The sequence below is a fragment of the Bradyrhizobium sp. 26S5 genome, from assembly GCF_036923295.1.
GTDB classification, from domain to species: domain Bacteria; phylum Pseudomonadota; class Alphaproteobacteria; order Rhizobiales; family Xanthobacteraceae; genus Bradyrhizobium; species Bradyrhizobium septentrionale.
Window position 1 is genome coordinate 1125820 of sequence record NZ_CP145948.1, and the last position, 18385, is coordinate 1144204.

At 59.3% G+C, this 18385-nt stretch carries 22 protein-coding genes and 4 pseudogenes; 13 read left to right on the plus strand and 13 right to left on the minus strand.

Features of this window, described 5'->3' with window-relative positions; translation table 11 throughout:
- Positions 1-308: 308 nt before the first annotated feature.
- On the minus strand, positions 309-551 hold the full coding sequence (locus V5279_RS05235) for a hypothetical protein (protein WP_338695636.1): 243 nt from the start codon (positions 549-551) through the stop codon (positions 309-311).
- Positions 552-827: 276 nt separating this feature from the next.
- On the opposite strand from V5279_RS05235, the gene V5279_RS05240 reads away from it, so the two are divergent.
- Positions 828-1013, plus strand: a complete 186-nt coding sequence (locus tag V5279_RS05240) for a hypothetical protein (protein WP_338695638.1) — start codon at positions 828-830, stop codon at positions 1011-1013.
- Positions 1014-1226: 213 nt separating this feature from the next.
- On the opposite strand, the gene V5279_RS05245 is transcribed toward V5279_RS05240, so the two are convergent.
- From V5279_RS05245 to V5279_RS05265, 5 genes and pseudogenes are all read right to left on the minus strand, one after another.
- Positions 1227-1685 (minus strand): MaoC family dehydratase, encoded by a 459-nt coding sequence (locus V5279_RS05245; RefSeq protein ID WP_338695640.1) that lies wholly within the window; start codon positions 1683-1685, stop codon positions 1227-1229.
- 55 nt (positions 1686-1740) lie between these two features.
- Positions 1741-2100 carry a hypothetical protein gene (locus V5279_RS05250; RefSeq protein WP_338695642.1) on the minus strand — a complete coding sequence of 120 codons (360 nt, stop codon included), beginning with the start codon at positions 2098-2100 and terminating at the stop codon, positions 1741-1743.
- Between the two features lie 31 nt (positions 2101-2131).
- Complete coding sequence (locus V5279_RS05255; protein WP_414645682.1) at positions 2132-2530, minus strand: cytochrome o ubiquinol oxidase subunit IV; 399 nt, start codon at positions 2528-2530, stop codon at positions 2132-2134.
- Positions 2527-3030 carry a cytochrome c oxidase subunit 3 gene (locus tag V5279_RS05260; protein ID WP_338695644.1) on the minus strand — a complete coding sequence of 168 codons (504 nt, stop codon included), beginning with the start codon at positions 3028-3030 and terminating at the stop codon, positions 2527-2529. Before V5279_RS05260 ends, V5279_RS05255 begins: the two co-directional genes overlap by 4 nt.
- 125 nt (positions 3031-3155) lie before the next feature.
- A pseudogene (locus V5279_RS05265) lies at positions 3156-4928 on the minus strand (cbb3-type cytochrome c oxidase subunit I); the annotation flags it as partial.
- 341 nt (positions 4929-5269) lie between these two features.
- Between V5279_RS05265 and V5279_RS05270 the strand changes: the two are divergent.
- Positions 5270-6516: pseudogene (locus tag V5279_RS05270) on the plus strand (SulP family inorganic anion transporter); the annotation flags it as partial.
- Positions 6517-7234: 718 nt separating this feature from the next.
- Positions 7235-7543 (plus strand): cytochrome c, encoded by a 309-nt coding sequence (locus tag V5279_RS05275; protein ID WP_338701865.1) that lies wholly within the window; start codon positions 7235-7237, stop codon positions 7541-7543.
- A gap of 408 nt (positions 7544-7951) precedes the next feature.
- Here V5279_RS05275 and V5279_RS05280 read toward each other — a convergent pair whose 3' ends face one another.
- Positions 7952-8848: a LysR family transcriptional regulator gene (locus V5279_RS05280; RefSeq protein ID WP_338695646.1), complete on the minus strand. Its 897-nt coding sequence runs from the start codon at positions 8846-8848 to the stop codon at positions 7952-7954.
- A 277-nt stretch (positions 8849-9125) separates the two neighbouring features.
- Between V5279_RS05280 and V5279_RS05285 the strand changes: the two genes are divergently transcribed.
- From V5279_RS05285 to V5279_RS05300, 4 genes and pseudogenes are all read left to right on the plus strand, one after another.
- Positions 9126-9860, plus strand: coding sequence for an SDR family NAD(P)-dependent oxidoreductase (locus tag V5279_RS05285; protein ID WP_338695648.1), 735 nt, complete (start codon positions 9126-9128; stop codon positions 9858-9860).
- 30 nt (positions 9861-9890) lie between these two features.
- A pseudogene (locus V5279_RS05290) lies at positions 9891-10300 on the plus strand (nuclear transport factor 2 family protein).
- A gap of 77 nt (positions 10301-10377) precedes the next feature.
- Positions 10378-10971: a malonic semialdehyde reductase gene (locus tag V5279_RS05295; RefSeq protein ID WP_338701868.1), complete on the plus strand. Its 594-nt coding sequence runs from the start codon at positions 10378-10380 to the stop codon at positions 10969-10971.
- 100 nt (positions 10972-11071) lie between these two features.
- Positions 11072-11704, plus strand: coding sequence for a class I SAM-dependent methyltransferase (locus tag V5279_RS05300; RefSeq protein WP_166302378.1), 633 nt, complete (start codon positions 11072-11074; stop codon positions 11702-11704).
- A gap of 326 nt (positions 11705-12030) precedes the next feature.
- Here the strand turns inward: V5279_RS05300 and V5279_RS05305 are convergent, their stop codons facing one another.
- On the minus strand, positions 12031-12354 hold the full coding sequence (locus V5279_RS05305; RefSeq protein WP_338695649.1) for a hypothetical protein: 324 nt from the start codon (positions 12352-12354) through the stop codon (positions 12031-12033).
- 71 nt (positions 12355-12425) lie between these two features.
- Complete coding sequence (gene hspD, locus V5279_RS05310; RefSeq protein ID WP_166302380.1) at positions 12426-12881, minus strand: small heat shock protein HspD; 456 nt, start codon at positions 12879-12881, stop codon at positions 12426-12428.
- A 293-nt stretch (positions 12882-13174) separates the two neighbouring features.
- Between hspD and V5279_RS05315 the strand changes: the two genes are divergently transcribed.
- The 5 genes from V5279_RS05315 to V5279_RS05335 all read left to right on the plus strand — a co-directional run bounded on the left by V5279_RS05315 (position 13175) and on the right by V5279_RS05335 (position 15893).
- The gene (locus V5279_RS05315; RefSeq protein ID WP_338695650.1) at positions 13175-14383 is read left to right on the plus strand and encodes a sensor histidine kinase; all 1209 of its coding nucleotides are present in this window, start codon (positions 13175-13177) and stop codon (positions 14381-14383) included.
- 51 nt (positions 14384-14434) lie between these two features.
- Complete coding sequence (locus tag V5279_RS05320; protein ID WP_338695652.1) at positions 14435-14752, plus strand: hypothetical protein; 318 nt, start codon at positions 14435-14437, stop codon at positions 14750-14752.
- Between the two features lie 210 nt (positions 14753-14962).
- Positions 14963-15259, plus strand: a complete 297-nt coding sequence (locus tag V5279_RS05325) for a GlsB/YeaQ/YmgE family stress response membrane protein (RefSeq protein ID WP_166302385.1) — start codon at positions 14963-14965, stop codon at positions 15257-15259.
- A gap of 57 nt (positions 15260-15316) precedes the next feature.
- Positions 15317-15535 (plus strand): hypothetical protein, encoded by a 219-nt coding sequence (locus V5279_RS05330; protein ID WP_166302388.1) that lies wholly within the window; start codon positions 15317-15319, stop codon positions 15533-15535.
- Between the two features lie 130 nt (positions 15536-15665).
- Positions 15666-15893 carry a hypothetical protein gene (locus V5279_RS05335; protein ID WP_338695656.1) on the plus strand — a complete coding sequence of 76 codons (228 nt, stop codon included), beginning with the start codon at positions 15666-15668 and terminating at the stop codon, positions 15891-15893.
- 233 nt (positions 15894-16126) lie between these two features.
- On the opposite strand, the pseudogene V5279_RS05340 reads toward V5279_RS05335, so the two are convergent.
- The 4 genes and pseudogenes from V5279_RS05340 to V5279_RS05355 form a co-directional block, all read right to left on the minus strand.
- Positions 16127-16437 (minus strand): annotated as a pseudogene (locus V5279_RS05340) (methyltransferase); the annotation flags it as partial.
- 114 nt (positions 16438-16551) lie between these two features.
- Positions 16552-17106 (minus strand): hypothetical protein, encoded by a 555-nt coding sequence (locus V5279_RS05345; RefSeq protein ID WP_338695658.1) that lies wholly within the window; start codon positions 17104-17106, stop codon positions 16552-16554.
- Between the two features lie 5 nt (positions 17107-17111).
- A complete protein-coding gene (locus V5279_RS05350; protein WP_166302393.1) occupies positions 17112-17465 on the minus strand; it encodes a hypothetical protein in 354 nt (117 codons plus the stop codon).
- Positions 17466-17641: 176 nt separating this feature from the next.
- Complete coding sequence (locus tag V5279_RS05355) at positions 17642-17878, minus strand: DUF6894 family protein (RefSeq protein ID WP_166212944.1); 237 nt, start codon at positions 17876-17878, stop codon at positions 17642-17644.
- Between the two features lie 168 nt (positions 17879-18046).
- Between V5279_RS05355 and V5279_RS05360 the strand changes: the two genes are divergently transcribed.
- Positions 18047-18322 (plus strand): hypothetical protein, encoded by a 276-nt coding sequence (locus V5279_RS05360; RefSeq protein WP_166212942.1) that lies wholly within the window; start codon positions 18047-18049, stop codon positions 18320-18322.
- The last annotated feature ends 63 nt before the right edge of the window (positions 18323-18385 follow it).

The window sequence follows — 18385 nt, forward strand, 5'->3', positions numbered from 1 at the left end:
GACACTTACTTCGTACTGGATGACTTCGGCGGTCAACTCGGTTGCGGTTGGCACAAGACCGACGTCGAAAAGCGCTGATCGCGCGACGTAGTAGATGTCCAATGCGCTCACGACACGGAGAAATAAGCGCGGCGGCGCGACGAGGTGGTGAGGCGCTTGCTTGGCAAGGGCGACAAGAACAAGCCTTGCGGTATCTATAACCTTGCGGCCTATTGGGCCGAGTACGTGCGTTTAGCGTAGCATTGGTCGCATCGCCTCGACAGCTCACGCGCCAGTGCGCCCGCTGTCTCGCTTCGGAGATCGGCGGCCTAGCTCGCTCTCGTTTCGACCCGTGGCAGCGAAGCGTGATATTCGTCCACGCTGTCGAGGTCAATCATGGTCTTGCCTCCCATCTTGTATGCCCTGATCCTCTCGTGGGCGATCAGCTCATAAGCCTTAGTCTTTCCGAATTTGCCATTGCGGCAACCGTCCTTGAACTCGACGAGGCCACGCCGCTTGTTGTTATCATTGTCAACCATGGTTCCTGCAGGTGCTTCGATGATCTCCGCCATGGGATCAAGCCCCGCTGAGCGAGATAGGCATTTCCATGGCGTGACTTACCAGGAAGACGCTGCTTTTGTGGTAGCTGACGAGTTTCCTGCTGACTTGTTTCGACGCCATATGCGCATGGCCCAACTGCCCGGGATGCGCTGATCTAAATCTCTTACGTGCCAAACAAAAGGCTCTCTGATGCCGCTGCTAACGCCCGCGCACTGTAGAGTGCAAATCGGACAGACACCGGAAGCGCTCTTGGCGAGCTCGAGCAGACCAATTTCGACAGCTACCAAATGCTGCGGATCGATCAGGCGCCGGCCATCGAGGTCCATATCGTGCCGAGCACCGAACCGCCCGGCGGCATGGGCGAGACCGGAACCTCGGGCATCGTGCCTGCGATCAGCAATGCGATCTTCGCGGCCACAGGCAAGCGGCTGCGCAAGATGCCGGTCGATCCCGGGTTGTTGAAGCGGACGTAATGAGCGGTTGGTTGCGGTAACCGGAGCTGCTGAAGTCCGCTTTTGACCTAAGCGATTTCGACCGCAACTTCGTTGTCACTGAAAGGGGCGCGCGCCTGCCGCCCAGGCAGCAGGGTTCGTAGCGGTCAACTCGGACGGACGGCTGGCGGACAAGCGGGCTTGCGGACGCTGGTCTCAAGGCCGTTGGGCGTGCTGGACGTGGACCGACGCGCTTCAATTCGCCTTCGGCGCCGGGCGGCGCGGGACGATCGTCATCGGAGTGAACTCATAGACGGCTTGGCCATCCTGGTTGTACATCGTCCATTTCATATTCACCGTACCCTGCGGTTTGCTCTTCGAAGGGGTAAGGCTTTCGACCTCTCCTTCCAAGCGCAGCACATCGCCGGGACGTACTGGCGCCAGCCAGCGCAAGCCGCCTCCCATTCCGATGATCGGATGATCGCCGAAAGGGCGGCTTTCCACCAACAACCTCATTGCAAGTGAGGCCGTGTGCCATCCGGATGCCGCAAGGCCCTTGAAGAAGGTCCTGCTAGCCGCTTCTTCATCCAGATGCATCGGCTGCGGGTCAAATTCGGCCGCGAAGCGCTTGATTTCTGAAGCGGTGATCTGCGCTTCACCCGACTTGAACTGCATTCCGACGGAAAGATCATCAAACCACGCGATCGCCGTCATGAGCTTCTCCTTCCTACGGGCTGGATCACTTGCGCCAATCCGCCGTAGCTGTGCGCTAGTTCCGCTGCGCGGTCCAGTAGCCCGAGCAGCGCGCGGATCCCGAATGGCCACTCCACGTGCCACGGCCGGAACTGGTTGCGAGCCTGCCCGAACCGGAAGCGTACTTGTCGTGCACGGTCACGGAAGCGCGGACCGCACCCGAGCGAGCCACATAACCGCTGAACCGCACCAGATTTGGATGTGTGACGATTCCGTTGCTGATGTTGACAGCGAAGTTGTAGGTCGGATCGCATGCGCCTCTCTGCGTCACGAAAATGAGGTCCCAGGATCCGTCATAGGCCGAGCTGGCTTGTGCGACAGAAGTCAGGGCGAGGCAGCCCGCGACCGTCGCGGAAAACAAGAGCGGCTTTATCATCGTCGTTCTCCAAAGCGTTGTACGTGTTGGGTCATGTAGCCATCTTCAGCGTTGCATCTGCAGGTTCATGAGCTCGGGATGTCCCATCATCATGTTCTCGTTCAGATTGGTCATGATCACGAGCGATCCGTACGATAAGCACGCCAAACGCCAGCGCCAGGACATTGTGGCTGCTGTCGGGCCCGGTCGTGATGTGAAGAAAGAAGACCAGGTGCACCCCCATCTGGGCGATGGCGAGGACGGCGAGTCCGGCCGGCACGCCCGGCGCCCAGATCGCCGAGGTGTTTGCCACCCAGAAGGATGTGGCCGTCAGGATCACCGCCAGTAGCAAACCGATCGTGTACACAAGGAAGCCGGAAGAAGCTCTTTGCTCCGAGGCCGGGATCGCTGGCCTGTCTTCCGGTGCAACATCCCAACGCATTTCAGTCATGGAAGGACTCCCATCAGATAGACAACGGTGAAGATCAGAACCCAGATGATGTCGAGCGCATGCCAGAACAATGAGAAGCAGTGCAGACGGCGAACCACGACGTCCTGAAAACCTCTCAATGACAGCTGGACCATCATGAGAGCCAGCCATGCCAGTCCGAACGTCACGTGCAGCCCGTGACTGCCGACCAGCGTGAAGAAGGCGGACAGGAACGCGCTGCGTTGCGGCGTCGCTCCTAACGCGATCATGCCTTGGAATTCGCGAAGCTCGAGCGAAAGAAATGCCGCTCCCAACAGGAATGTCGCCAGGGCGCCAACAAAGACGACGTGATACCGCCGCGCATTGATGGCCAACGACATCATGCCGCAAGTGTAGCTGGAGAGCAGGAGAAGCGCGGTTTCTATCGCAACGTTCCGCTGGTCAAACAGCTGAGCACCGGTGAGGCCGCCGGCACTCGCTTTTGCGAGCACGGCATAGCTCGCAAACAGCGCCGAGAACATCACGATGTCGCTCAGCAGGAAGATCCAGAACCCGAAGCCTGCGACCACTCGCTTAGGCGCGGGCCCGGCTTCGCTTGCATTCAGCAGTTCGCCTCGGCGGACTGCATCCATCTCAACTGCGACGTTCATGGCGATACCTCCACCGGGTGTGCGCGATCGAACAGGCGGATCTCATCTGCGGAAATCTCGACTTCGTCCTTTCTGCGGAACATGAAGGCGAGCAACGTCACGGCCGCGCCAAGAACTCCGAAGCCTGCCATCCACCAGATGTGCCAGATCAGGGCGAAGCCGGTGACTACGGCAAAGAACGCGGTCACGAAACCGACAGGAGTGTTCTTGGGGACTTCGATCGGCTGGTAAGCGTGCTGCCGCAAGGGCAGCTCCTGCTTCGCTAGCAGGCGCTGCTTCTGCGTCCAGAATGCATCGAGTCCGTCAACGCGCGGCAGGACCGCAAAATTCCAGGCCGGGGGCGGCGACGCGGTAGACCATTCCAGTGTGCGGCCATTCCACGGATCACCCGTCGTGTCGCGCAGTTGCTCGCGGTGACGAATGGACACCACGATCTGGACGATCTGACAGATGATTCCGGTCAGGATGACGAGTGCGCCTACCTCGGCGACCAAAAGCCAAGGCTGCCAAGAAAGGACGTCGTAGTGCTGCAGACGGCGGGGCATGCCCATCAGCCCCGTCACGTAGAGCGGCATGAACGCGAGATGGAAGCCGATGAACCAGCACCAGAAGGCGGCCTTGCCCCAGCGCTCATCCAGCTTGAAGCCGAACGCCTTGGGAAACCAGTAATTGTAGCCAGCGATGCACCCGAACAGCACGCCCGGGATGATGACGTGATGGAAATGGGCGACCAGGAAGACACTATTATGGACCTGCCAATCGACCGGGGGCAACGCCAGGAGCACTCCAGTCAGGCCACCGAAGACGAACGACACCATGAAGCCGATCGTCCATAACACCGGCACCGTGAACCGGACCCGCCCGCCGTACATTGTAAACAGCCAGTTAAAGACTTTGACGCCGGTCGGCACGCCGATGATCATGCTCGTGATGCCGAAGAAGGCGTTGACGCTCGCGCTGGCGCCCATGGTGAAGAAATGATGGAGCCAGACCGTGTAGGAGAGGACACAGATAGCCATGGTCGCGAGTACCATCGAGCGATAGCCGAACAGCGACTTGCCCGAAAAAGTGGCGGTCACCTCGGAAAAGATGCCGAAGGCCGGGAGAACCAAGATGTAGACTTCGGGATTTCCCCAGACCCAGAACAGGTTCACATACATCATCGCGTTGCCGCCGGCGTCCACTGTGAAGAAGTGGAAGCCCAGGTAACGATCGAGGAGCAGCATTGCGAACAGCGCGGTGATCACCGGAAAGGCGGCCACCATCAGCAAATTCGATGCAAGCGCTGTCCAGCAGAAAACCGGCATGCGCATGTAGCTCATTCCGGGAGCCCGCATCTTCAGAATCGTCGTGACAAAATTGACGCCGCTCAACAATGTCCCAAGCCCGGATAATTGCAGCGATCAGAGGTAATAGTCGACGCCGACACCCGGCGAGAATTGCAGCTCGCTCAACGGCGGATAGGCAAACCAGCCGGTCTTTGCAAACTCGCCGACTGCCAGCGATACGTTCGGGAGGAGAACACCGGACGCGGTCAGCCAGAAGCTGATCGAGTTCATCGTTGGGAACGCGACATCGCGGGCGCCGAGTTGCAGCGGGACGGCGAAGTTCATCAATCCGATCACAAGCGGCATGGCCACGAAGAAGATCATGATCGTGCCATGTGCCGAAAAAATCTGGTCGAAATGCTCAGGCGGCAGGTACCCCTGAGCTCCGCCGGCCGCTACCGCCTGCTGGGTGCGCATCATGATTCCGTCCGCGAAACTGCGCGAATGCCGCTGTGCGGGGATCAGCCTTCACTAAGAAAATTGAGCGGATGCGCGCGCCCGAGTTGGCGCCACTTTTAACAAGCACTGAGGGGGCATCGAGTTCCTCGAAGTCGAGGTGGTAATCGGCGCAACTGGTATCCGATGGTTTCCCATGATCTTTCCAGTGGTCAAAATTGCTCACAAAGAACAGATCACGTTTAATCAATGTCGGCGGAGGGATCGTCGGACCTTCTGTTGGAATAGGTCGTCGATTTGACGCACCGATAGCGTCTATTGTGGTAAGATGCGCTTCTGGGGCGGTCGCACGCCACAATCCTCGAAATACAGATCGGTTCGCGACCATGCCTGATGGGTCCGCCACCGCCCATACTTATTGTCCGAAAATTGTCACGGTGTTGGCGGAGGGTTATAACTTTGACTGCTTTCGGCGGGATATGTTGGCGGCACTTACCGTCGCAATCGTCGCTCTGCCGCTGTCGATGGCGATCGCTGTAGCCTCGGGCGTTTCGCCGGAACGAGGGTTATATGCCGCCGTCATTGGCGGTTTCTTAGTGTCGGCGCTAGGCGGGAGCCGTTATCAGATCGGCGGTCCCGCCGGTGCATTCATCGTTCTTGTTGCAGCAACCGCTACGAAATATGGCCTGGAAGGGCTTTTGCTCACGGTTTTCCTCTCCGGGCTGATGCTCACCCTGATCGGTTTGCTTCGGCTTGGTTCGCTCATTCGCTACATTCCGCATGCCGTGACCGTCGGCTTCACTTGCGGGATTGCGGTTACGATCTTTGCCAGCCAGCTCAAGGATCTCGGCGGCCTGAAATTACCCGGTGTCGAACCCGGACAGCTCTTGCCCAAGCTCGCAATGCTCGGCCGGTCGTTACCGACCCTTAGCCCGGCTGCGTTTGCTGTTGGCGCGGGCTCCGCCGCCTTGATTTTCTTGCTGCGACGCTTGCTGCCAAATTGGCCGGGAATGTTGATCGCTGTCGTGCTTGCCTCAGTAGTCGCGTGGCTGTTCCATTTGCCGGTCGAGACGATCGGCAGCCATTTTGGCCAGCTCCCGAATGGCGTGCCTTCCCCCCGACTGCCATCGTTCTCAACGCCATCCGTGCTTGGAGTGTTGCCGGCCGCGCTCTCCTTCACGTTGCTTGGGGCAGTCGAGAGCCTTCTGTCCGCCAAAGTGGCGGATGGCATGACAGGACGCAAGCACCGCTACAATATGGAAGTAGTGGCGCAAGGCGTTGCGAACATCGCTTCTGCAATATTCGGCGGGATCAGCGTGACCGGAACGATTGCGCGCACGGCGACCAATATCCGCGCCGGTGCGTGCAGTCCGGTCTCCGGCATAGCTCATGCCGTCTTTCTCCTGGTTTTCATTTTGGTCGCAGGACCGCTGGCGAGCTTCATTCCCTTGTCTACGCTGGCCGGCGTACTGGTGGTGGTCTGCTGGAATATGGCCGAGAAGGACGATTTCTTACTCCTGCTTCGCGATTGGCGCGGCGGCAGCGTACTGCTGGCCACATTCGGCCTTACGCTCGTCGAGGACCTACCTTCGGCATCATCGCGGGATGCGTGCTGGCAGCGGCGTTCGCGATCTTCGACCGAATCAAGCGGCGACGACGGGGGCATTCCTGAGAAATGTCGAATTTTCTAGCGCACCAATTGTTGCGGTCAAGGTACCACGTCTGAGTGGCCCGTCCTGACACAAAACAAGCGGTTAGTTGGGTGGGCCAGTGCATGTCCGCTCTGCCCAGTATTTCAGACATCAACTTGTTCCGCTATTGCCAAAGGCGCCATCGACCTGGATGCCGAGATACCGGGCCGTGCTTTCGATCTTGGTATGACCGAGCAAGAGCTGAACAGCCTGAATACATCGCGGTTTAGAGATTTGCTTCTTAGGGTAACCGACAAAGACCAGCGCTAACAAATCCACCAGTTGCTGGCGGAAGAGGAAGCTAAAGCACTCCCTCGAAAACTAGGGCCGCCGCTAGAAATGATCAGAGCAGATTGATCGTCGCCGATGGTTCATGGAGCAGTGTCAGGACCAATCGCCGTCGCTCACACGCCGCGCGCCAATGTTGGCTCTCTAGACCCGCCCGAGCACGGGGATGCTGAGGACTCCGCCGACGTGGAATGGGGACCTTTTAAGCTAAAAAGACGGCCGGAGTTCCACGGTTTTGTCGGCATATCTTTTCACCGGAGTGAGCAAAATTGACCACTTACTCCGGTGCATGAAGGGCATATTCAATCATCCCTCATACCGGTGAAGCTCATGCGTTGGATGATTTCTGGATTCCTTGGAGCCGTTGCAACTATGGCCCTACAGTTTCCGATCCTTGCTCAGCCGCTTCGTGGCGACGCAGCATCTGGCCGCCAGATCGCAAACTCGCAATGTAGTTCGTGCCATCGCGTCCTGCCGATCCTATCTCCCGGTAGAGGTGAGACTTCGATGATCGACAAAGATGGTCCTCCCAACTTCCAGAGCGTCGCTGACATGACATCGACGACCGAACTTTCATTGAAAGTGTTTCTGCGTTCTAACCACAAGAATATGCCGAATCTCATCCTTACCGAGGCGGAATCAGACGACATAATCGCGTACATCTTGAGCTTCAAGAAGTGATCAGTGTCGTAAGCCCATCAGACTGATATACAGACATATTCCTTCACGTCCCGGGGCTTTAAGCGATGATCTTCAAGTTCGTTGATATTTCGCAGCTTCACAGCATTTCGGGCCGATTGCGAGGTTAAAGATTGCAAGATTGCGACTTGAGCCCGCGATTCCTTCGGATCGTTGGCGATCAGCTAAGGTCCAGAAGCTTATTTAAAAGAATGCTGCAGATTGAGGATGGAGAAGATTATTGGATCTCGGCGATCTTCGGTCCACGACGCTCTCATTGATTAGCCCGACACCGCCGCCGTCGAGAAAGCGGTAGCACCATCGGCCGTCCTGTTGAGGAAACGATCTGGAGACCGCGCTTCGTGCAGCTCCATCCGCAATTGAATTCAACCACCGGCAACCTGCCAGGCGTCAGTCGCGCGATGTGGACTGCCCCGCGAGAAGCGGAGCGTGCGCGGCGAGTCGGCGGGATACGAACTCCGTGAAGAGCCGCACGCGCTTCGTCTTGCGTGTCTCCCCCTGTGTGAGAAGCCAGAGTGTTCCGTACATGTGCAGGTCGGTGCCCGGCACCCTCACTAACAGGGGGTCGGCATCTCCGATAAAGCACGGCAGCGTCGTGATCCCGATCCCTTGCCGTACAGCAACGATCTGCGCCTCGGCGTCTGATGTCCTGAATGGAACCCCCGCGGCGCGAACCTCACCCTCGCTGGCCCAATCCGGAATTCCATGAATGCTGATGACGATCCACCGGATGGGATCAGGCGCGCCGGTACGCCATGCGGCCAGTCGATCGCGAGACATGTAGACACCGCCGAACAGCTCCGGTCCTTTCAAGCCGTGAAGATTGAGCGGCAGGGTTTTGCGGTCGTAGACGACGCGGATCGCCACGTCGGCCTCCCGGTTGGTCAGGTTTGCCAGTTCGCCGGACGACAGGATTTCCATCTCGATGTCCGGATGCAAGCGCGCGAAATCGGCGAAGTCCGGCATCAGCAGGTGTGTCGCGAGGGGCGGCGCCAACGTCACCCGAAGTAGCCCGCGCACGCTCTGGTCGCGACCCAAGACGCGCGTCTCCAGTTTGAGCGACGACGCTTCCATCTGCTTCGCGAGTTCGAGGACCTCCTCGCCCGCAGCCGTCAGGCGGTAGCCCACAGGCAGCTTTTCGAACATGAGCGCCCCGAGGCGTTCCTCAAGCTGGGCGATGCGTCGCAGCACGGTCGCGTGGTTCACACCAACGCTTTTGGCGGCAGCCCGCACCGAGCCGCCGCGCGCGACGGCAAGAAAGTAACGAATGTCATCCCAGTCGATCATGGTGCAATCCAGCACCACGCGGTGCGCCTTCCAAAGCCCGCATCTAACGGAGCGTATAGCAGTATTGGCGGAAATCATAGCTTGGGGCGACGAGCCCAGCCCAATTCAGACCGGCAACCATGGATCATCGCGGCCGGCATCAATCATGGACCCGGATCGTTTTCGCACCATCGATGTGCGCTTTTCCGCACTCAACGCCTGACCCCGGCGGACCTATGTCGAGGTTCTCGGGGGCGTCCCCAAACGATCAGAGGCGGAAGCCTGGAAGGAAGCAGTCATGGGAAAGCTTGAAGGCAAGGTTGCAGTCATCACGGGTGGATCGAGCGGCATGGCGCTGGCGAGCGCCCAGCGGTTCGTTGAAGAAGGCGCCTATGTTTTCATCACGGGCCGGAAACAGGAGGCGCTGGACCAGGCCGTCAAACTGATCGGCCGGAACGTGACCGGCGTGCGCGGCGACGCGGCCAATCTCGACGACCTCGGCCGTCTGCTCGACACGGTCAAGCGGGAAAAGGGCAGGATCGACATCCTGTACGCGAGCGCTGGCACGGGCGAAGCCGTCCCACTGGGCGAGATTACCGAGCAGCATTTCGACGCGACCTTCGGCCTGAATACGCGCGGCACGCTGTTTACGGTCCAGAAGGCGTTGCCGCTGTTCAACGACGGCGGATCGATCTTCATGACCGGGTCAGTTGCTTCGATTAAAGGTTTTCCTGGTTACAGCGTGTATGCGGCGAGCAAGGCGGCGCTGCACGCATTCGCACGCGGTTGGCTCAACGAACTCAAGGGCAGGAATATCCGGGTGAACGTGCTGCACCCAGGTCCGATCGCCACACCGATGCAGGACCAGGTTCTCACCGAGGAAGCGAAGCGGATGTTCGAATCCCTGATCCCGCGGGGAAAGATGGGTCGTCCCGAGGAAATTGCGGCAGCCGCGCTGTTTCTTGCTTCAGACGATTCGAGCTTCGTGAACGGGGTGGAGTTGTCCGTCGATGGCGGCTTCTCGGCCATCTGAATTCGCGTCGAGCGAAAACGGAGAGATACGATGAGCACCGAAGAGAATGTCAAGCTTGTGAAGAATTTCTTTGCAGCCATGGGCAGCAGCAACGCGCGCGATCTGCTGGCGTTGGCTGCCGAAGATATCGAGTGGATCATTCCGGGCGAAGGCTGGCCGCTGGCAGGCACGCACCGCGGGCACGCGGAGTTGGCGGCTGTGCTCAAGAAGGCGTCCGAAGAGGTGGAAACGCAATACCCGAAGCCCCCCGAATTCGTGGCGCAGGGAGACCGGGTTATGGTCGTCGGTGTCGCTACGGGAAAATCAAAGCCACGAACAGGCCGTTCAAGGACGAGTGGGTCTTCGACATAACCGTTCGAGACGGCAAAGTCGCCCGCATCCAGGAATACATCGACACGCAAGCACTGGCGCGGGCCTCGCAGATCGACGCAAGGACCTAGTCAAGTTCGACGTGTGAGTCGTGATGGCATATCGCGATGTTGTGCCGACCAACATCCATTTCCTGAAAGGGCCCCCTATGACATCCCCTCTAAACGATCAGTCGCTTGATCAAATCTTCCGCTCCGCCCGCACCCCCAACGGATGGGCAGATCGTCCTGTAAGGGACGATCTGGTACGCGAGATTTATGACCTACTGAAATGGGGACCGACATCCGCGAACAGCAGCCCCGCCAGGTTTGTCTGGGTGCGTAGCGCCGACGGAAAGGCAACGCTTGCCGGGCTTGCCGCGGAGCCGAACAAGCCCAAAATTCTGAAGGCTCCCGTCACGGTCATCATCGGCCACGATTTGGATTTCGCCGGCGAGCTACCAAAGCTTCTGCCTCATAATGCCGAGGTCATGCAGAAGTATTTCGCGGCACCAGGCGTGGGCGAGGCGACGGCAATGCGAAACGGAACGCTGCAGGGCGCTTACCTCATCGTCGCTGCGCGGGCGTTGGGGCTGGACTGCGGGCCCATGTCCGGCTTCGACAACGCCGGCGTGGATAAAGCGTTCTTCTCGGGCACGCGGGTTCGGTCGAACTTCATTTGCAGCATTGGTCACGGCGATCCAGCTTCCGTGTTTCCACGCAACCCTCGCCTTAGCTTTGAGGAGGCCGGTCGCTGGGCGTAGGCCCACCCGTCTAGCGTGAGCTTTTCGGGGTCGACGGCGAATGAGCCGTGGATCGCCGTCCCGCACGCTCGTCGAATTCCCAAACGTAATGGAGATCCCAATGTACGACCAATTCAAGCTATCCGAGTTAATCCGATTCGCGCGCGTGGATGCCGGCGCCACCATCATCGACGTTTACCCAGGCGACGGCGACTGGACCCGTCTCTTCTCCGACGTCGTGGGACCCGAAGGACGGGTCTACAGCTTCGTGCCGGCCGAAGTCGCCCACTTCAAGAACGATCCGGTCGGCCGAATGCGGACGCTTGCGAAGGAGTCGGGCCGGGAGAATGTCGAAGCCGTCTCGGCGGACCTCGTGGCGATGCCGGAGGTCACGCAACCAGCCGATGTCCTGTGGTTGCACCTGTTCTACCACGATCTCCACACTGCGCTGATCCAGGCCAGGGGCGCGACGGCGGCACAATTCAATCGAGCCGTCTACGAGCGGCTGAAGCCCGGTGGGTCTTACGTCATCGTCGATCACACCGCCGCCGTCGGGGCGGGTACGGGCGACGCCCAGTCGCTGCATCGGATTGAGCCTGCATCCGTTCGCGCGGAGGTGGAGGCGGCCGGCTTCGTACTGGACGCGGAGAGCACCATGCTCGCGAACAAGGACGATCCGCACTCGATGAAGGTGTTCGATCCCGCGATCAAGGGTGTGACCGATCGCTTCGCCCACCGTTTCACGAAGCCCTGATAGGTCGCGGGAGGGACTGGTGCGACCTGACCGACGGGAAGGCACGCTTGTCGCGTCTCGACCTGTCTGCCGGCGCGCGGCGGTCACAAGCATCTCCCGCTGCGCGCAGGTCTTCTTCACCCAGTCGTTGCTTCGTCCGGTCGGGTATCGAACGGCCGGTACTGGCGCAAAGGAGCCATCCAAGCTGTTAAAGAGGTGGCCGTTGGACGGCTCCATCTAAGCACGTGCGCGGGACATCGACGATCAGCTAGTGCGAGTGACGTCAACGGGCGAGATTTCCTCTGTCATCTTCATCGCTCCTGACAGTCTTTCGTCATATGCGTGGTCTAAGCCGCGATGGCGCGCTCGGTGGACCGCAGTCTGCAGGCTTTCCCGCCCGGCGGGTGGCGAGGCCCGCCGTCCAGGTCGCACAGGGCTTCCAAGATGGCGTCGATGCTGACTGGCGCCTTTAGACCTGCCGGAGCGCGCAGTGCCGGGCAAGACGCGATCGCCGATGCATCGGAGGCCCAGGAAGCAAGGATCGCTCGCTTCTCGGCCAGCGTCAGGTCCGGATGCGCTACCACGTCCTTGGGATGTTCGAAGACGGTGCCCGGGTGCAGCAGCGCCTGGAAGTCAAATACGTTGTCTTTGATGGCGGTCGTCGGCCGCATGGTATCCTCCATTCAAGACGAGTGGGGCGGCAGCCCGAGACAACAATTCCGGGCCGCCGCAGGGTGTTCGCTCAGGCCGCCTTGGACTCGATCTGATGCACGTTGGCCGGCTGCGCGCCATTGATGGCGATCCGCCGCGGCCTCATGGCTTCTGGGATTTCCCGGACCAGTTCGATCTTGAGCAGGCCGTTGTCGAAGGCTGCATCCTTGACCTGCACGTAGTCGGCCAGGTTGAACCGCCGCTTGAAGTGGCGGGTCGAGATGCCGCGATACAGGAACTCGCGCTCGGTTTTCTCGGTCTTGCCGCCTTCGATGGTGACGACGTTCTGCTCTGCAGTGATCGAGATTTCATCGGGCGAGAAGCCCGCAACCGCCAGCGTGATCAGGTAACGGTCTTCCTCGATGCGTTCGATGTTGTAGGGCGGGTAGCCTCCCTCGGCGCCGCGCTGGGCGGTTTCGGCGAGGTCGAAAAGACGATCGAAACCGATGGTCGACCGGAAGAGGGGAGCGAAGTCATAAGTGCGCATAGCCAGATCCTCCTAGGAGCAAAATGGTTAATAGCGGCACCGGACACGACCGGTGCCCGTCTCAGGTCCCGGGCCCATCAGGCGCCCGGGAGCCACCTTGCGGCGGCGACTTGGAAAATAAAAAAACCGGATTTTGGTTTCAAGAGGGAGCCCGAAAATTTTTCAATATCCGTCTAACGGCCGGCTGCGGTCGGCCCCTAGGGGCTGGAAATCGTCTCCCCCCAGCGGTGGCGCTGTGCTACGTTTTCCGTGCGGCCCGCCACGCCGCAGCCTCTTATTTGACGGGACTACTCATGCCCACCCAACCGGGGAAGGAGTCGGTATCGGCACCCACGGCTGCCGCCGATCTCACCAGGGAGGAGCTACCTTACCGGTTGCGGCAACAGTCCCTGCTTGGAGAGTTCGGTCGCTCTGCGATGCAGACTCGGGACATTGGACAAATCCTGCAACGCGCAACCGAACTCTGTGCCCAAGGCCTCGAAACATCCTTGGCTAAGGTGCTCGAGTATATGCCTGACGACAGGCGGCTGCTGGTCCGTGCCGGCGTCGGTTGGGCACTCGGAACGATCGGGCAGGTGTCGCTCGGGATTGATATGGAATCTCCCGCCGGCTACGCGTTCCAGACCGGCCAAATGGTGATTTCAAATCATCTTCAGGAAGAAACACGCTTTCGCACGCCCATGCTGCTGTCGGATCACGGGATCAAGCGGGCGATCAATGTCCTGATCGCGAGAGGCGGGGAGGGAAATGTGCCGTTCGGTATTCTCGAGGTCGACAGTGCCGACCCCGGCCAGTTCGATGCCGCGGATGCCGACTTCCTTGCTGGCTTCGCTGGTTTGCTCGGTATTGCCATCGAGCGACAACATGCTGACGCGGACCTCAAGGAAGCACTCGACCACCAGGCCATGCTGACGCGCGAGATGAGCCACCGCGTCAAGAACAGCCTGGCGTCGGTCGTGGGTCTGCTGCGCGTGCAGGGGCGCAACGCGGAGTCGGAAGATGTCCGAAATGCCCTGAAAGACGCGGCTTCGCGCATCACCACGATTGCCCAGGTCCACGACCACTTATGGCGCAGCAACAAGATCGGCTTTGTTGACATCGCCGACTTTGCGGGCGAGCTTTGCCGGAAGCTGCAGGAAACCGTGGCGCACAGGATAAGCTGCGCTTTCGATCCTCTGATGATTTCCGCCGACAAGGCGATTCCGCTGGGCCTTCTGATCAATGAAATTGTGACTAATTCCGCCAAGCATGCCTACCCAGAGGGGTCCGGCGAAATCCGTGTTTCGGGCAAACTGCACGGCAGCGACTTGCGTGTGGAGGTGTCAGATCAGGGAATCGGTCTGCCGACGGACTTCGATATCGACCAGCCACGGGCGAGTCTCGGCTTCAAAGTGATTAAAAGCCTGATCGCCCAACTTGAGGGACGCATTGCTGTGACGTCCAACACGCCTAAAGGCGTCATGATCCAGCTTGACGTGCCCTTGGACGAGAACACGGGCTGAGCCACCGGGCGTGGAGTTTTCAAATATAGGTTGTGGTCAAGGGAACTCCCCATGGACCGCGCCGTTATGTTCACGATCCCCGAGCGAGCCGGATCGGCGATAAGCCACAGTCAGCAGCCTCACATGAACAACTCTCTCACGTCCCTGGCCATATTTGGCCTCTTGGGAGCGGCGGTTATTGCCTTGCCGGGGTTTGCGCCTCAAGTGGCCGCGGGCGAAACCTCCGTGCTGGCGAAGTCGGACCGGCTTGAACTCCCGACTGTCGCGCGAAATTGTTCGCAGCAGGTCTGGCCTCGCTTTGAAGCCCACTGTCTGCACGGCGGCGAGGCGATGGTTCGCGAAGTTCGCCTGGTCACGGCGCGCCGCTAGTAAGCAGCTTGCAGATGTGGCGAACGGGAGATTTTGATGATCAGTCCAGAAGCTCGCAATGCGATTCAGATCGACCGAGTGTGTAGCGCCGCGATCTGCGAGGAAATAGGTGCTCGGCTGCGGATCAGACTGGCAGGCGAGCATGACCGATTACCGCTACACCTGATTACGCTGATGGACGTCATTCGGACCAACGATTGAGGTAGCAAGATGAATATGTCGAGCGAAAGCCTCTTGGTCATACTGTTCGTAGGTCTCGTTGCAGGCTGGTTGGCCGGTCAGATCGTGCGCGGGACCGGATTCGGGATCGTCGGCGATCTGATCATCGGTATTCTCGGCGCCTTTATAGGCAGTTGGTTGCTGCCCCGGCTCGGCATCCATCTCGGCAGCGGCATCATCAGCGCGATCATCAACGCCACCATCGGTGCGGTACTGCTGCTCTTCGTGGTGCGGCTTCTCCGCGGTGGCGGTGGATGGGGAAGCAGATGGCGCGGCCGTTGGGGGTGACCCAATGCCCGCGGCTCGTCCGTCTGCCGCGTTACTTAGCTCCGGGATCGATTCCAGATGAAAGACTTCTCGAATGCGTCGTTTCCGCCTGAAACGATTGCGATCATGAAAGCGGCGTTGGATAGCGCGGTTGCCTCGCTGCCGGATCCCGTCAGTTCCGCGCATGTCCAGGCGATCGCGGAAACGATTCTTCGTACCGCCAAGGACGGCGAACGAGACCCCGCTATATTGCGAAGAATGGCATTGATGGAGCTCCAGATCCTCACACGCCTTTGATCGGTCCGCAGGACTTCGAGCTATCGCCCGACCTGCGATCCGTTGAAAGGAACGATTGCTCCTCGCCGGGCTTTATGCATGCAGTCGTGGCCTGGATGTGTCCACCGAAAGGGTGGAAATGCCTACAGTCTTGGTTGTCGAAGATGAGACCCTGTTTACCGATATCGACATGCCCGGCTCCATGGATGGGCTGAAATTGGCCGCTGCGGTAAGAGACAGGTGGCCTCCGGTTCACATCATAATCACCACCGGCAAGGTGCGGTCGCTGGAAATCCCGGCGAACGCGCTTTTTATTCCCAAGCCTTATGTCGGCAAGAATGTTGTGGCGGCGATGAGAACGTTCGAAAATATGAATTAGAGCCAGGGGCGAGCGGGTCTTCGCTTCCGAGCGGCTCAAGAGCTCGCTTGCCTAACTCAATCGACGCATCGCGGTCTCATTAAACGAGCCAAAGGGCACAACAATCCAAATTGATGTACCACTCGATTAGAGGAAGGTCCGCCCATCCCACTCCCCTTCGGGTTCCGTCACATCGCCACATCATGCCGAATGGAAAAACACCACCAATGCGCCAGCAAGTCGGCGCCGGGACAGGGCTTCACGAACCGGTAGAAAAAGGTCTCGCCCTTGATCGAGGGTCGAACCTTGATCGAGTGTGGATCTTCCTTGTTCGCGAGCATGGTGCCTTCCGCATCCAGTACGAAGCCAAGCTCAATCCGATGCAGCGACTGGGCGTCGCTCGTGCCCGTTCCGACGGCGGCGGCGTGGTCGACGATGACCCGCCGGGCTTCAGCTGCTCGTAGACAGCTCGATTGAAGTCAGCCGCCGTCGCGCCGGTGGCCTGGATTAGCGCGGTGGGGAGATCGTGATAGAACGGGTGCAGCCACAGAACATCCGCTGGTTGCGCGGCCAATCGCCCACTGTAGAAAGCAGATGTGCGTTTCTTTGTTTGGCGCTGACGCGAAGTTTGACATCAAGAAGAAAATCTCAAAGCTGTGCTACGCAGTGCTGAGGTCGGTCAGGTGCTGGTTGTTGACAAGCGAATTTTGTCTTCCTGAAGCGTGAATCGAATGAGGGATATATCTGCGCGAGTGAGAGCGCGTGTCACGTCTTCCGGGATGGCTTCCCCGTCGGGCAGGACGAGAAATCGTTTGCAATCGCCATCCGGAGAAGCGTCATGGACTACGACTTGACCGATTGCCGTGTAGAGGGCCTGACGCTCACAGCTTGTCTTCACCTCATAGATTTCTCGCACCACGCCGCGCGCCTGCACACCCAGATCAACGTAAGCGTCTTTGAAGATTTTCTCGCCCGACTTTAGCGTTCGTCGTCGCCACTGGCGCACCGCATCGACAATATCACCATGACGAGAGATGTATTCGATTTCTTCTATGCGTCGCCGTCGCTTTTTGCCGGAAAATTCGTCAAAGTAGTTGCCGTAGCGCCGCTGCGCTGCGCGTGCTTGAGGTGTATTCGTCTCTCCCCTCTTTACCGCATCCTTGAATTCTATAGCCCTTTGTACGAAGCGGGCGATATCGGCAGCGGTACTCTTCGCGTCGACTGGAGCGACCACGATTCCTAGGCGAATTTAGAACCGATGACGAGAAGGACGCTTGGCAACAAGGCTACATCGCTTCCATCGAAGTATTGATGGACCTGCATCAGGACTTGCCTGAGAACCTGCATGGTGCCTTGTGCGCTGGTTGGTGGTGCGCTTTTGAGGACGCGACAAAACGCGGTCGATAATCGACTGAGAACGACAAGCAACGAGCAACGCCCATCACATCGAGCAAGCGACATCGAGAGCTGCGCGCCCATCACTGCGACCGCGTCACCGCGCTTAACTAAGACGTTCGCAACAGACACAGAAGCTAAGGATTTTGGGCGAACCAAATTCAACGACGGTTTGATCGTCACTGCCGGAACCATCATCCCGCACCTGCCGAGAGTGTCAATCCCATCGGTAGAAATTCCAGCGTGGCTTGAACCGCGCGGCCAAGTTGATCCAGATCAATAACGACCTCAGGCGTCGCGGCCTGATCTCATGGCAGGCGCGATTTGTGCCTGACTATCTCCATCAGGAAGACAGCTAGGCGAAGCCCTGATGATCAAGAATCAAGGCGCTTCATCGTCCACAGGACGGCCACATTGAGAACCCGATCGGCACCATCGCGAACTTCAACTGCCGCATCTCGAAACCCGCGCTCCAGCACCTGGTCACGGACAAGGTCGAGCAGCGAGCGGCTCGCCTCTTCCTTGACTGCCTCGAGGCTGTCAAACTCCAAGCCTTCTTCATCGGGCGCGAGGACGCCATCTTCGCGTAGATCGAAATAGTAGCGTGTCATTGGCAATGAATTGCGAAACGTTGATCTCGTTCCAGCGAGTGGCGCGTGAACGCCAGCTCCTGCGTACCAAGTTCCAGGAGGCAATAGCGGGTACAATTGGGCGGGCCCCCAGGGCTGACTTGACTGGGGTGCTATAACTGGTGGTGTCGATCGATTCGAGACCACATCATGAAGAGCAACGCACAACGCCGCCTGCCCCTGCAGGCCAACCGCCCCGCTTATCGCAGCCTCGAAGGCTGGGCGCTGGGCACTCTGATCGAACACCACGCCGTTCGCGAATGTGAACACCACGGACACGCGCTCGACCGCAACGATCCGGATGCAAGGAACCGCGCCCGTGAGGCGGCTTGGAACCACCCCTTTCCCGGCGCCACCCCCGAGCAGTGCCTGGCCGCGATCGAGGACGTTTTGCGCGGGATCGGCGATAGCTGTCCGGACTGCTAGATCCTAAAATGGACGTTTGTGCGGGTCTTCCGCCCGCTGAGTCCGCGCCGTGTTTTGGTCTAG